We start from the raw sequence: 13,521 nt of genomic DNA on the forward strand, positions 1-13,521 counted from the left end.
CTCCTTCCATCGCGAAGTACGCGCCGACGAGGGGGCGTCGACTCCGTCCGCGAAAAGCGTTCATTGATCGGTTTTCGTGTTAGCGTACAGGCGCACCCGGCCCGGCAGGAAGAGCCGCAGCCCATCCCGGCCCCCGGGAGCCACCTGCTCCGGGAGGCCCGGCCCGACCTGACACGGACGCCCGGCCTCCCGGTCCACCACGCCCCGCGACCGGCCCGGCACACAGGCCGGACACCCGGCCCCGTTCCGGCCCTGCCAGTGGAGGAGCCCCATGAACGCCGTCATTCCCGAGCCCCGGACCACCGCCCCGGCCACCGGCCACGCCCCGGGCCCCCGTACCGCCGGACCCTGGCGCGTCCACGCCGCCCACCCGGGCCTGGCCGGCGTCGCCGCCATGGTCCACGCCCTGCTGGAACCCCACTTGGGAAGCCGCCTGCTGCCCCTGGGCGCCGAACAGCACCAGCCGGAAGCCTCGGCACTGACGCTCGCCCTCGTCGACGAGATCCCCGCGGCTTCCGACACCCCCGGCACCATCGGGGTCCCGCCGGACGGAGCGGCCCGGCCGGTGGACGAGTCCTACCGCCTGACCGTCGAGGCCGACGGCATCCTCTGCCGTGCCGCCACACCCGTCGGCGTGTTCCGCGCCGCGACCACGGCGCTCCAGCTGCTCGCCACATCCGGCGGCCGCCTCCCCCGCCAGGAGCTGGCCGACGCTCCCCGACACGCCTGGCGCGGCCTGCTCCTGGACCCGGCGCGCGGCTACCTCACCCCCGACGAGGTCCGGCAGGTGATCGACCTCGCCGCGCTCTACAAGCTGAACGTGCTCCACCTGCACCTCACGGACAACGAGGGCTGGCGGCTGGAGCTCCCCGGCACCCCTCAGCTGACCGCACCCGCGCCCGACGGCACACCTCGCGCCTTCTACACCACCGACGACTACCGCCTGCTCCAGGCGTATGCGGCGCAGCGGTTCGTGACCGTGGTGCCCGAGATCGATCTGCCCGGCCACTGCGCCACCCTGCGCGAGGCGCTGCCCGGTCTGCCCGACGCCCCCGCGCCCGCCTGGCTGGCGGGCCGTTTCCCGTACGTCGCGCCGCTGGACCTCACCGACCCGGCGACCCAGGAGGCCGTCGCCGCGATCCTCGCCGAGGTGTGCCGGCTGACGGACGGCCCCTTCGTCCATGTCGGCGGCGACGAGGCCGTGGGCGCCACCGAGGAGAGCTTCGCCCACTCCATCCGCGAACTGCGCGCGCTGGTAAGGGAGTCGGGCAAGCGGCCGATCGGCTGGCAGGAGTCGTCCCGGGCGGGTGTCGACCCTGACGACATCCTCCAGTTCTGGGTCGACGTCCCGATGATGGACCTGCCCGACACCGCCGACGAGATCGCCGCCCGCCCCGAACTCGTGGCTGCGGGGACCACGTTGGAGTTCGTCCAGGCCCTCAAGTCGTTCTTCGCCCCGACCGATCAGGATCTGACCCGCATTCTCGACGGCGGCGGCCGTGTGCTGCTCTCCCCGCAGTCGCACCTCTATCTGGACCGCGCCTACGCCCCGGAGGTCGTCCCGGCCGGTCGGCAGGCGGATGCCGCCCGCCTCGGCTTCCCGACCTACCGCCCGCTCGGCGTCGAGCACACGGCCGCCTGGGACCCGATGTCCTACGGGATTCCGGAGGACCGGGTCGCCGGGGTGGAGGCGACGGTCTTCGCCGAGTCGGTGGAGTCGCTCGACGATGTGACGACCCTTCTGCTGCCCCGCCTCGCCTCCGTCGCGGCGGCGGCCTGGACCGGGCGCGCCCCCGACTGGACCGGCCACCGGGCCCGCCTGGCCCACCACGGCCGGCTCTGGGAGCAGCGCGGACTCGCCTACCTGCCCTCCACGGAGATCCCCTGGGCGGCGGCGCCGGAGAGCTGAGGCGCGGGTGGCGGTGCGTCCGCCGTGCCGGGCCCGGCACGGCGGTGGCACCGGCGCGTCGGCGGTGGGCGGGTCGTCGGGGTGGCACGATCTCGGGGACGAGAGGACGACCGGGCATGTGTCACTACTGCGGGTGTCGTGAGATCCCGTTGATCAGGGAGTTCATCGCGGAGCACGAGTCCGTCACCGATCTGGCCGGGGCGGCTGTGCGGGCCCTGGCATCCGGTGACCGCGAACGCGCGCGAGCCCTCGTGGAGCGCGTCGCCGTCGAACTGCGGGCCCACTGGGCCGGGGAGGAGCGCGGGCTGTTCGCCGTGATGCGCGAGAACGAGGAGTACACGGCGTACGTCGACGCGCTCGCCGCTGAGCACCGGGAGCTGGCGGCCTTCCTCGACGCCCTCGACCTGGACTCGGCCGGGGAGCGGGCCGCGTTCGTCCGGGCCGTGGACGAGTTGCACGCCCATATCGCGAAGGAGGAGGACGGCCTCTTCCCGGCCTCCCTCACCGAACTGACCGGCGACCAGTGGGACCGGTCCATGGAGGCCTGGCGCGCGGCCCATCCCCGCTGAGCCCGGACCGGCCGGACGCGGGGACGCCCCTGCCGCCCATGAGCCGACCGCCCGGAGGCCGTGAGCGCCCCCGCCGCACCCGGACCGCCCGCCCGCCCGGGAACCCGGGCCGTCCACGCCGGACCGGTACGCGCCGGGTGCGGGAGACTCTCCCTCCCACACCCGGCGCGGCGCGCAGGACCTGTCCGGGGCACAGAGCCTCCAGCGGCCCGGCTCAGGCGCTGCCCAGCGCCTCCGAGACCAGGGCGCGCGCCTCCTCCTGGACCTGGCCGAGGTGTTCGGGCCCCTGGAAGCTCTCCGCGTACACCTTGTAGACGTCCTCCGTGCCGGAGGGCCGGGCGGCGAACCAGGCGCTGTCGGTGCAGACCTTGAGGCCGCCGATCGCCGCTCCGTTGCCGGGTGCCTCGGTGAGGACGGCGGTGATGCGCTCGCCGGCCAGGGTGTCGGCCTTGACCTGCTGCGGGGAGAGCTTGGCCAGGACCGCCTTCTCCTCGCGGGTGGCGGGCGCGTCCACGCGGGCGTACGCCGGGTCGCCGAAGCGGGCGGTGAGCTGGGCGTACCGCTGGGAGGGGGTGGAGCCGGTGACGGCGGTGATCTCGGAGGCGAGCAGGGCCAGCAGGATGCCGTCCTTGTCCGTGGTCCAGACGCGGCCGTCGCGGCGCAGGAACGAGGCGCCGGCCGACTCCTCGCCGCCGAAGCCGAGGCTGCCGTCGTAGAGCCCGTCCACGAACCACTTGAAGCCGACCGGGACCTCCACCAGCGTGCGGCCGAGGTCATGGGCCACGCGGTCGATCATCGAGGAGGAGACCAGCGTCTTGCCGATACCGGTCCCGGCGGGCCAGGCCTCGCGGTGGGTGTAGAGGTAGTCGATGGCGGTGGCCAGATAGTGGTTGGGGTTCATCAGGCCGCCGTCGGGCGTGACGATGCCATGCCGGTCGGCGTCGGCGTCGTTGCCGGTGGAGATGGCGTACGCGTCGCGCTGCTGGATCAGCGAGGCCATGGCGTGCGGCGACGAGCAGTCCATCCGGATCTTGCCGTCCCAGTCCAGCGTCATGAACCGCCAGGTCGGGTCGGCCAGCGGGTTGACCACCGTGAGGTCGATCCGGTGCCGCTCCGCGATGCGCCCCCAGTACGCGACGGAGGCGCCGCCGAGCGGGTCGGCGCCGATCCGGAGCCCCGCGTCCCGTACGGCGTCCAGGTCCAGGACAGAGGGCAGGTCGTCGACGTACGCGGTCAGGAAGTCGTGCCGGTGCGTGGTGTCGGCGGCCAGCGCGCGGGCGTACGGGATGCGGCGGACCTCACCGAGGCCCGCCTCGATCAGCGCGTTGGCCCGGTCCTGGATCCAGGAGGTGGCGTCGGACGCGGCCGGTCCGCCGTTCGGCGGGTTGTACTTGAAGCCGCCGTCGGCGGGCGGGTTGTGCGACGGCGTGACCACGATGCCGTCGGCCAGGTGGTCGGTGCGGCCCTGGTTGTACGTGAGGATGGCGTGCGAGACGGCGGGCGTCGGGGTGTAGCCGTCGTCGCTGTCGATGAGGGCGGTGACGCCGTTGGCGGCGAGCACCTCCAGCGCGGTGGTCCGGGCCGGTTCGGAGAGTGCGTGGGTGTCGGCGCCGAGGAAGAGCGGCCCGTCGGTGCCCTGGCGGGCGCGGTAGTCGCAGATCGCCTGGGTGGTGGCGGCGATGTGGTCGTCGTTGAACGCGGCCGCGAGCGCGGAGCCGCGGTGGCCCGAGGTGCCGAAGGCGACCCGCTGGGCGGGGTCGGCCGGATCGGGGTGGAGGGCGTAATAGGCCGTCACCAGCCGTGCCACGTCGACCAGGTCTGCGGGCTGCGCCGGCTGCCCGGCCCGTGCGTGCGCCATCGGGTCTCCTCTTGCGTCTGCTTCGTCGGCGTCGGCCCTGGTGGGCGGGCCGGCGTCCCGGGGTGGGCGATCAATGCGATCCGTACCCGATTCTGTCCCGTTGCCCCGCCTCGGCGCGTGACGGGTTCGCGCCATCGCGACCCCGCGTCCCGGCCGGGCAGCACCGCGCCCCCGGTCCGGGGCGGGGGCCGGGGGCGCGGTGGGTCTCGAAGGTCAGCGGCCCTGGAGGCGCTTCACGTTGTCGCCGAAGGTCCAGCCCTTGGAGCCGTCCCAGTTCAGGGACCAGGTCATCAGGCCCTTCAGGGAGCCGTTGTAGTGGTTCCAGGCCTGGGAGACGAGCGACGGGGACATGTGGCCGCCGCCGGCGCCGGGTTGTGCGGGCAGGCCCGGGACCTGCTTGTCGTACGGGACCTTGATGGTGGTGCCCTGGATGACGAGCCCCCGGTTCAGGCAGTCCGTCTGCGCGGTGAAGCCGGCGACCGTGCCGGCGGAGTACGAGTCACCGGAGCAGCCGTACATACTGCCGTTGTAGTACTGCATGTTCAGCCACCAGAGCCGGCCGTTGTCCGCGTACTTCTTGATGACCGGCAGGTACGCGCCCCAGATCGAGCCGTAGACCACGCTGCCGCCGGTGACGTACGCCGTCTCCGGAGCCATGGTGAGACCGAAGTTCGACGGCATGGCGGCGAGGACGCCGTCGATGATGCGGATGAGGTTGGCCTGCGACGGCGAGAGCTGGTTGATGGTGCCGGTGCCGACGAGGCCGGTCTCGATGTCGATGTCGATGCCGTCGAAGTTGTACTTCTTGAGGATCGGGACCACGGTCGCGACGAACCGGTCGGCGACCGTGCTGGAGCTGAGGTCGATCCCGGCGGTCGCTCCGCCGATCGACATGAGGAGGGTGAGCCCGGAGGCCTTCGCCTGACACATCTCCGCGGGGGTGGCCACCTTGACGGTGTTGTCCATGCCGTCCTCCCACAGCACGGTGCCGTCGGAGCGGATGACGGGGAAGGCCGCGTTGACGACGTTGTAGCCGTGCTGGGTGATACGGGAGTCGGTGATGGGGATCCAGCCGAGCGGCGGGTGGACGCCGTTGGCGGCGCCGTCCCAGTTCTCCCAGTAGCCCTGGAGCACCTTGCCGGTGGGCTTCGACTTGACCGCGCAGGTCTCGGCGGCCGTGGCCCTGAGGGGATCGGCGGCCTTCGGCGGTACGGCTCCGATCAGCATCGGTACGGCGAGCGCCGCGGCCAGGCCGAGGCTCAGCAGGCGTGCGGTACGGCTCATGATCCGTAGGTCCTTCCTGCCCGGGTCGACCGCCGACGGCGCGAAGGGTTCGCCCCGACCCGTCCAGTGTCGTGACCCTGCCAAAACCGTAGAATGGTCCAGACCTTCGGTCAAGAGGTCTGGACCAGCCACCCGGGGGGTCGGCAGGAGGGTGGGAACACCGCGGCGGGGTGGGAAGCAGCACAGTCAACTGCTCCGCACCCCGCTCGGCACCGGCCGCGGTCCCTCAACCGCGGCCCACCCGGGCCCCTCAGCCCCGGTCGTACGTGTGGAACCCGCGGCCGGTCTTCCGGCCGAGCAGCCCCGCCTCCACCATCCGCTGGAGCAGCGGCGGCGGGGCGTAGAGCGGTTCCTTGAACTCCTCGTAGAGCGATACGGCGATGGAGGCCACCGTGTCCAGGCCGATCAGGTCAGCCAGCTTCAGCGGGCCCATCGGGTGGGCGCAGCCCAGCTCCATCCCGGCGTCCACGTCGGCGGCGGTCGCGTAGCCGGACTCGGCCATCCGGATCGCGGAGAGGAGGTACGGGATCAGCAGCGCGTTGACGACGAAGCCGGAGCGGTCCTGGGAGCGGACCACGGTCTTGCCGAGCACGTCGGTCACGAACGCCTCGGCCGCGGCGACCGTGGCGGGCACGGTGTGCAGGGAAGGGACGACCTCGACCAGCGGCAGTACCGGGACCGGGTTGAAGAAGTGCAGGCCGAGGACGTGGTCGGCGCGGTGGGTGGCCATGCCGAGGCGCATGACCGGGATGGCGGAGGTGTTGGTGGCCAGAATGGCCCCCGGGTCCTCGACGATCTTGTCGAGGGCGGTGAAGACCTCGGTCTTGGCCTCGGCGTTCTCCACGACGGCCTCGACCACGAGCCGGCGGTCGGCCAAGGCGTCGAGATCGCCGGTGAAGACCAGCCGGCCGAGCGCGTCCTCGGCGCTCAGACGGTCCAGCTTGCCGCGCTGGACGGCTCGTTCCAGCGAGATCGCGACCCGTTCGCGGGCCCGGTCGGCGGCGGTGGCGTCGGCCTCGCAGACGACGGTGTGCACCCCGGCCCGGGCGCAGACCTCGGCGATCCCGGCGCCCATCTGGCCGCCGCCGACGACACCGACCTTGGTGATGGGCGCGCTCATGCCTGCACCGCCGGGCGGCCGACGAGGTGGCGTGCGTACGCCTCCGTGGTGAAGAAGGCGGGCAGCTCCTTGGCGAGGGCGGTGCGTTCGAAGAGGTCGCGGACCTGGTCAAGCCGGGCCCAGGGGTAGGTGGCGCCGAGCGTGGCCAGCTCCTCCTCGAAAAGGCGCTCCACGCTCTCGCGGTCGACCGTACGGTGCTTGAGCCACTGCCAGATCTGGACCCGGGCGATCTCGGCGGTCGCCGCGTCCTCCATCAGGCCGTTGAGCGCGACGGCTCCTTGTCCGTTGAGCCAGGCGTCGTAGTACCGCAGGGTGATGGCGATGTTGTCGCGCACGCCCTCCGGGGTCGGGCGTCCTGCGGTACGGCGGACGGCGACGAGCTCCTCGGCGGTGACGTGGACGTCGTCGCGGGTACGTTCCAGCTGGTGCGGGCGGTCGCCGAGCACCCCGTCGAAGACGGACCGGCAGACCGGGACCAGGCCCGGGTGGGCGACCCAGGAGCCGTCGAAGCCGTCCTCGGCCTCGCGCTCCTTGTCCAGCCGGACCTTGGCCAGGGCCGCTTCCTGCGCCTCGGGTCCGCCGCCGGGGATCTGGGCGGCCATGCCGCCGATGGCGTGGGCTCCGCGCTTGTGGCAGGTGCGGACGAGGAGTTCGGTGTAGGCGCGCAGGAAGGGGGCCGTCATGGTGACGGTCGACCGGTCGGGGAGGACGAAGTCGGGGCGGTGCGCGAAGTTCTTGATGAGACTGAAGAGGTAGTCCCAGCGGCCCGCGTTGAGGCCGGCGCTGTGCTCGCGCAGTTCGTAGAGGATCTCCTCCATCTCGAACGCGGCGGTGATCGTCTCGATGAGGACGGTGGCGCGGATCGTGCCCCGGGGGATGTCCAGCAGGTCCTGGGCCAGGAGGAAGACGTCGTTCCAGAGGCGGGCCTCGTACCGGTTCTCCAGCTTGGGGAGGTAGAAGTACGGCCCGCTGCCCGCGTTGATCTGCCGCTGTGCGCAGTGGAAGAAGTAGAGGCCGAAGTCGACCAGGGCGGCGGGGACGGGCCGGTCGTCGATGACGAGGTGCTTCTCGGTGAGGTGCCAGCCGCGCGGCCGGACCATGATGGTGGCGGGCCGGTCGGTGAGCCGGTACTCCTTGCCGCTCGTGGTGGTGAAGTCGATGCGGCGGTCGATGGCGTCGATCAGGGTCAGCTGGCCCTGGACGATGTTCTCCCAGGTGGGCGAGGTGGCGTCCTCGAAGTCGGCCATCCACACCTGGGCGCCGGAGTTGAGGGCGTTGACCGCCATGGAGCGCTGGGGCGGCCCGGTGATCTCCACCCGCCGGTCGGTGAGGCCCGGGGCGGGGCGGGCGACGCGCCAGTCGGGGTCCGTACGGATGGACTTGGTGGCGCGGGAGAAGTCGAGCGGGGTGCCGCCGCGCAGCAGGGCGGAGCGGCGGCGACGCTCGGTGAGCAGGTCGAAGCGGCGGGCGGCGAAGGCCGCGTCGAGGCGGGCGATGAAGTCGAGGGCCTCGGGGGTGAGGACCTCCTCGTGCCGGTCGCCCGGTACGCCGAGGACCTGGACGCGGCCGGTCGTGGCAAGGGTGGTCATGCGGGTCTCCTCAGCGGGGTGTGGGCGATGGCGGACCCCGGGCGCGGGGGATCTGGGTGTCCCCCGCGCCCGGCCGGGCCTTCTAGTGGAACTGCTCCTCCTCCGTCGACCCGGTCAGCGCCGTGGTCGAGGAGGCGGGGTTGATGGCGGTGGAGACCTGGTCGAAGTAGCCGGTGCCGACCTCGCGCTGGTGCTTGACGGCGGTGAAGCCCTGCGCCTGGGCGGCGAACTCCCGCTCCTGGAGGTCGACATAGGCGGTCATGCCCTGCTCGGCGTAGCCGCGCGCCAGGTCGAACATGGCGTGGTTGAGGGAGTGGAATCCGGCCAGGGTGATGAACTGGAAGCGGTAGCCCATCGCGCCCAGCTCGCGCTGGAACTTGGCGATCTGGTCGTCGTCGAGCGCGGCCCGCCAGTTGAAGGAGGGCGAGCAGTTGTACGCGAGCATCTGGTCCGGGTGCTCGGCGTGGATGGCCTCGGCGAACTCGCGGGCCTGGGCGAGGTCCGGGGTGCCGGTCTCGACCCAGATGAGGTCGGCGTACGGAGCGTAGGCGAGGCCGCGCGAGATGACCGGCGCCATGCCGTTCTGCACCCGGTAGAAGCCCTCGGCGGTCCGCTCCCCCGTGATGAACTGGGCGTCGCGCTCATCCACGTCGCTGGTGATGAGGTTGGCGGCGAGCGCGTCGGTGCGGGCCACGATCAGGGTCGGGACGTCCGCGATGTCGGCGGCGAGGCGGGCCGCGTTGAGGGTGCGGACGTGCTGGGCGGTGGGGACGAGGACCTTGCCGCCGAGGTGGCCGCACTTCTTCTCGGAGGCGAGCTGGTCCTCGTAGTGGATCCCGGCCGCACCGGCCTCGATCATCGCCTTGGTCAGCTCGAAGGCGTTGAGCGGTCCGCCGAAGCCGGCCTCGGCGTCGGCGACGATCGGGGCCAGGTAGTCGGTGGTGTCGCCGGCGTCCTCGGCGGTGGCGATCTGGTCGGCGCGCAGCAGGGCGTTGTTGATCCTGCGGACCACGCTGGGAACGGAGTTGGCCGGGTAGAGGCTCTGGTCGGGGTAGGTGTGGCCGGCCAGGTTGGCGTCGGCGGCGACCTGCCAGCCGGAGAGGTAGATGGCCTGGAGGCCGGCCTTGACCTGCTGGACGGCCTGGCCGCCGGTCAGGGCGCCGAGCGCGTGGATGTAGTCCTGCTCGTGCAGCTGGCGCCAGAGCCGCTCGGCGCCGCGCCGGGCGAGGGTGTGCTCCTCGCGGACGCTGCCGGAGAGCCGGACCACGTCCTCGGCGCTGTAGGTGCGCTCGATGCCCTTCCAGCGGGGGTCGCTCTCCCACCGCCGCGCCAGCTCTTCCGCCGTCGTCCTTGCCTGCGCCATGGCGTTACTCCCGAAGTCGTGTGGGTCGATCGTGTGGACGGTGCATCGTGTGAACGGTGCGAAGCCTGCGTCACCGAGTGACGCGACTCCTGGACGCGGCCCACCGGACCTCCGAGGTGGAACGGTAAGCAATGCGCCCGGCGAACCGGTCCGAGGATCCGAGGAGTACGACGTCAGGGCTTGAAATCGTGCTCGGAGCCCCGGTCCGGAGCCGGTGTCCGGTGGGCCGCAGGAACAACTCTGGCAGTGGCACTGAGTGCCATCAACCGAGGACGCATGCCAAGTTCTGCGAATCTTTCCGCGCACTTTGCCAAGGTTGCGAAGGCTCCGGGAGGCCGTATCGCGGCTAGGGTTGTCGATATGTTGACCATGGTGCGAGGGGTCCCGGCATGAGCAAGACCTATGCGGGCGCGCGGCTGCGCAGGCTGCGTGAGGAGCGCGGGCTGAGCCAGGCGGAGCTGGCGCGGGTGCTGGCGATCTCGCCGAGCTATCTGAACCAGATGGAGCACGATTCGCGCCCGCTGACGGTGCCGGTGCTGCTGCGGCTGACCGAGGCGTTCGGCGTGGATCCCGGCTTCTTCTCGGAGCGGGACACCACCCGGGTGCTGGCGGATCTGCGCGAGGCGCTGGCCGACGAGGTCGGCGCGGCGCGGGTCTCGGCCGCCGAGCTGTCGGAGCTGGCCTCGCGGCTGCCGGGCGTCGCGAACGTGCTGCTGGACCTGGGCCGCCGCAACCAGGCACTGGCCGGCCGGCTCGCGGAGGCGGCCGAGCTGCGGGGCGGCGGCGGGCCGGAGCTACCGCGCTCGCCGCACGAGGAGATCCGCGAGTTCTTCTACCGGCGGCAGAACTACCTGCACGAGGCGGACCTGGCGGCGGAGGAGCTGGCGGCGGAGATCGGCGTGCGTCCCGGTGAGGTCGTACGGGCGCTGTCGGCCCGGCTCACCGAGCGGCACGGCATCCGGCTCGCCACGGCCGACGACCGGCAGCAGCGCAGCGGGCGCCCGTCGGGAGGCCGCCGTACGGCGCTCCACGGCAGCAACGAAGGCAACAGGAAGGCGGACACCGGCCGGCTGCACCACTACGATCCGGACGAGCGGGTGCTGTACCTCTCCAGCCGGCTCCGGCCCGGCCAGCAGGCGTTCCGGATGGCGACCCAGCTGGCGCTGCTCGAGTACGGCGGAGAGGTCGCGCGGCTGGCCTCCGAGGACTACGACGAGGGCTCGGCGGTCTGGCCGCTGGCGAGGATCGGGGTCGCCAACTACGTCGCGGGCGCGCTGATCCTCCCGTACCGCGCCTTCCACACGGCGGCGGAGGAGGTCCGGTACGACATCGAGCGGCTCACCGACCACTTCGGGCTCGGCTACGAGACGGTCTGCCACCGCCTCTCCACGCTCCAGCGGCCCCGGCTGCGCGGCGTCCCGTTCTCCTTCGTCCGGGTCGACCGGGCCGGGAACATGTCGAAGCGGCAGTCCGCGACCGGGTTCCACTTCTCGCGCGCGGGCGGCACCTGCCCGCTCTGGAACGTGTACGAGGCGTTCGCCGCTCCCGGACGCATCCACGTACAGATCGCGGCCATGCCCGACGGGCAGCGCTACCTCTGGACCGCGCGCGCCGTGACGCGCCACCGGGGCGGCTGGGGCGAGCCCGGCAAGACGTTCGCGATCGGGCTCGGCTGCGAGATCCGGCACGCGGGGCGGCTCGTCTACTCCGACGGGCTCGACCTGGACAACGCCTCGGCCGCGACACCGATCGGCATGGGCTGCCGGATCTGCGAGCGGCTGGACTGCCCGCAGCGCGCGGTGCCGCCGCTGGGTCAGCCGCTGGCCATCGACGAGAACAGCAGCACGTTCGTGCCGTACCCGGTGCAGGGGGCGCCCCGGTAGCCGGTGCGCCCCCTCCACCGGACCGGGTCAGGAGTAGCGCAGCGCGATCGTGTCGCCGACGTTGATCACCTTGTTACGGGTGGCCCCGGCGAACGCCGAGCCGTCGGTGGACACCTTCCAGGTCGCCGAACCGGCGTTGGCCTTGCCGTTGACGGAGGTGATGGTGCCCGTCCCGGAGGCGGGGACCACGGAGGTGACGCAGCCGGCCGGGGTGGAAGCGGTCGACGCGGCGGCCAGGACGGTGCCGAGGTCGGTCGTCGCGCCGGTGGGCGTGAAGGCGACGTTGCAGACCTTCAGGGTGCCGGTCCCGTCGTCGACGGTGAGCGCCAGCTTCGTCGCCGTACCGGAGGTGAAGCCGCTCGCCGCGACCCACTTCGGCGCGCCGGCGGTGACCGGGGTGGGCGGGGCCGCGGTGAAGCCGCCGCCGGCGACCGCGCGCAGGGCGTCGGTGGAGGAGTAGGCGGACGGGCTGGTGTCCGAGGGCTGGTACTTGAAGCCGCCGGCCGGGTTGTACTGGTTGGCGATCAGGAAGTCGATGGGGGTCTTGCCGGCCGGGGTGAGGAAGTCGCCGGTCTGCGGGTTGATGCCGCAGGCGTTGAGGCCGGAGACGGCCCAGCCGTTGGAGCTGGTGTTGATCCCGTACAGGGCGTTGAACGCGCCGGAGCCGTTGACCAGCTTGCTCTTGAGGAACGCCTTGGCCTGGACGATGTCGGCGTCGGTGTTCGGGACGCCGGAGGCGCAGAGCGCGGCCATGGAGGCGCCGGTCATGTCGATGTCGCCCGGCTTGGCCAGCTCGGTCGCGTTGCCCTCGGCCTTGGCGTAGGTCCAGCCGCCGTCGTTGTGCTGGTTGGCCCGGATGCGGGTGACGATCTTGTCGACGAGCGCCTGCGGTACGCGCTGGACGCCCGCCTGGGTTCTGGCACCGCCGAGCGCGAGTGCGGCGAAGACCGTGCCGTTGTAGTTGGCGGACGGGCCGAAGTAGCCGGCCTCGGCGTTCTGCCAGTAGCCGTAGATGTCGGCGATGAGGTTGCGCGAGGCGGAGACCCGGGCCGGGTCGATCCCGGCGGCGTACGCGTTGAGCGTGCCGCGCTGGTAGTCGGTGACCACCGGGGTGGCGGAGGGCCAGCCGGAGGTGGAGAGCAGATTGCGGTAGACGGTACGGGCGTTCTTCGTGGCGTCGCCGCCGGGCGTCACGTCCACGGCGGCCGTCCCGGCGGCGGCGAACGCGCTGAACGCCCACTCGTTGGAGAGCCCGGAACCGGCGTACGAACCGTCGGCGGCCTGGAGGGTCTTGAGGTACGCCACACCGTTGGTCTTGGAGGTGGCGATCTGGGCGGGGGTGGAGGTCGCGGCGGCGGGAAGCGCCGTGAGGACGAAGGCCCCCACGACGGCGGGCATCACGACGGCGAGACGACGGGACGTGTGAGAACGGGGCATGTGCCTGCTCCTGGAATGAGGGGCGCACGGCACCGCACGCCGCCCGGTCAGGCACCGGGCGGAGGTGGGTGGCCGACGCCCGGACGCGTGGGTACGGCTTCGCTGGTACGGCTGCCACCAGGGCATTCGGGCTCGGGAACGGCCCCCTGCCGTCCCACACCGCTGCGCGTCAGCCCCGGATTCGCACCGGGTTCCCCCTCATGGCAGGCCAGGACGCTACCCGAGCCGGCAGGGGCGCGCCAGGCACGGCCGGGGCGCACGGGGGCGCGAAGGCGAGGAGACATACACCACCTTGACGGTCTCTTCGAGAGCGTGTTCCAATCCGGCTGATAAGCACTCAGCCCCAGGGGAAGCCGGTCGGAATCCGGCGCTGACCCGCAACCGTAGGCCCGCCACCGCGCGGGCGAGCCGGAATGCCTGGGGCCTGGAATGTCAGCGAGAAGCGCCGTCGCGGACTACGGCGTGGTTCGAACAGCTCCCCCTGCGGGCGGCCTTTCACGGCCGCGTCC

At 72.2% G+C, this 13,521-nt stretch carries 9 protein-coding genes and 1 riboswitch; of the genes, 3 read left to right on the forward strand and 6 right to left on the reverse strand.

Annotated elements, in window-relative coordinates; genetic code table 11:
• The first annotated feature begins 271 nt into the window (after positions 1–271).
• Positions 272–1,909 (forward strand): family 20 glycosylhydrolase, encoded by a 1,638-nt coding sequence (locus ACQP09_RS00910; protein WP_433395140.1) that lies wholly within the window; start codon positions 272–274, stop codon positions 1,907–1,909.
• A 149-nt stretch (positions 1,910–2,058) separates the two neighbouring features.
• Complete coding sequence (locus tag ACQP09_RS00915; RefSeq protein WP_433395141.1) at positions 2,059–2,478, forward strand: hemerythrin domain-containing protein; 420 nt, start codon at positions 2,059–2,061, stop codon at positions 2,476–2,478.
• 214 nt (positions 2,479–2,692) lie between these two features.
• On the opposite strand, the gene pgm is transcribed toward ACQP09_RS00915, so the two are convergent.
• The 5 genes from pgm to aceA form a co-directional block, all read right to left on the reverse strand.
• A complete protein-coding gene (gene pgm / locus ACQP09_RS00920; RefSeq protein WP_433395142.1) occupies positions 2,693–4,336 on the reverse strand; it encodes a phosphoglucomutase (alpha-D-glucose-1,6-bisphosphate-dependent) in 1,644 nt (547 codons plus the stop codon).
• Positions 4,337–4,549: 213 nt separating this feature from the next.
• Complete coding sequence (locus ACQP09_RS00925) at positions 4,550–5,620, reverse strand: chitinase (protein ID WP_433395144.1); 1,071 nt, start codon at positions 5,618–5,620, stop codon at positions 4,550–4,552.
• A gap of 250 nt (positions 5,621–5,870) precedes the next feature.
• Complete coding sequence (locus ACQP09_RS00930) at positions 5,871–6,740, reverse strand: 3-hydroxybutyryl-CoA dehydrogenase (protein ID WP_433395145.1); 870 nt, start codon at positions 6,738–6,740, stop codon at positions 5,871–5,873.
• On the reverse strand, positions 6,737–8,329 hold the full coding sequence (gene aceB / locus ACQP09_RS00935; protein WP_433395147.1) for a malate synthase A: 1,593 nt from the start codon (positions 8,327–8,329) through the stop codon (positions 6,737–6,739). The genes ACQP09_RS00930 and aceB overlap by 4 nt, the downstream gene beginning before the upstream one ends.
• An 82-nt stretch (positions 8,330–8,411) precedes the next feature.
• Complete coding sequence (gene aceA / locus ACQP09_RS00940) at positions 8,412–9,692, reverse strand: isocitrate lyase (RefSeq protein WP_433395149.1); 1,281 nt, start codon at positions 9,690–9,692, stop codon at positions 8,412–8,414.
• A 389-nt stretch (positions 9,693–10,081) separates the two neighbouring features.
• Here aceA and ACQP09_RS00945 point away from each other — a divergent pair, with 389 nt between their 5' ends.
• The gene (locus tag ACQP09_RS00945) at positions 10,082–11,575 is read left to right on the forward strand and encodes a short-chain fatty acyl-CoA regulator family protein (RefSeq protein ID WP_433395151.1); all 1,494 of its coding nucleotides are present in this window, start codon (positions 10,082–10,084) and stop codon (positions 11,573–11,575) included.
• Between the two features lie 27 nt (positions 11,576–11,602).
• On the opposite strand, the gene ACQP09_RS00950 is transcribed toward ACQP09_RS00945, so the two are convergent.
• Entirely contained in the window at positions 11,603–13,012 is a 1,410-nt protein-coding gene (locus tag ACQP09_RS00950; RefSeq protein ID WP_433395153.1) for a hypothetical protein, read from the reverse strand.
• Positions 13,013–13,132: 120 nt separating this feature from the next.
• Positions 13,133–13,209, reverse strand: a riboswitch (cobalamin riboswitch).
• Positions 13,210–13,521 lie beyond the last annotated feature (312 nt).

The sequence above is a fragment of the Streptomyces sp. CA-146814 genome (assembly GCF_050942385.1).
Lineage (GTDB): Bacteria > Actinomycetota > Actinomycetes > Streptomycetales > Streptomycetaceae > Streptomyces.

Bases quoted from the DNA above. Each gene is read 5' to 3' on its own strand.
- ACQP09_RS00910 (WP_433395140.1), top strand. From the start codon at position 272: ATGAACGCCGTCATTCCCGAGCCCCGGACCACCGCCCCGGCCACCGGC.
- pgm (WP_433395142.1), bottom strand. From the start codon at position 4,336: ATGGCGCACGCACGGGCCGGGCAGCCGGCGCAGCCCGCAGACCTGGTC.
- ACQP09_RS00925 (WP_433395144.1), bottom strand. From the start codon at position 5,620: ATGAGCCGTACCGCACGCCTGCTGAGCCTCGGCCTGGCCGCGGCGCTC.
- ACQP09_RS00930 (WP_433395145.1), bottom strand. From the start codon at position 6,740: ATGAGCGCGCCCATCACCAAGGTCGGTGTCGTCGGCGGCGGCCAGATG.
- aceB (WP_433395147.1), bottom strand. From the start codon at position 8,329: ATGACCACCCTTGCCACGACCGGCCGCGTCCAGGTCCTCGGCGTACCG.
- aceA (WP_433395149.1), bottom strand. From the start codon at position 9,692: ATGGCGCAGGCAAGGACGACGGCGGAAGAGCTGGCGCGGCGGTGGGAG.
- ACQP09_RS00945 (WP_433395151.1), top strand. From the start codon at position 10,082: ATGAGCAAGACCTATGCGGGCGCGCGGCTGCGCAGGCTGCGTGAGGAG.
- ACQP09_RS00950 (WP_433395153.1), bottom strand. From the start codon at position 13,012: ATGCCCCGTTCTCACACGTCCCGTCGTCTCGCCGTCGTGATGCCCGCC.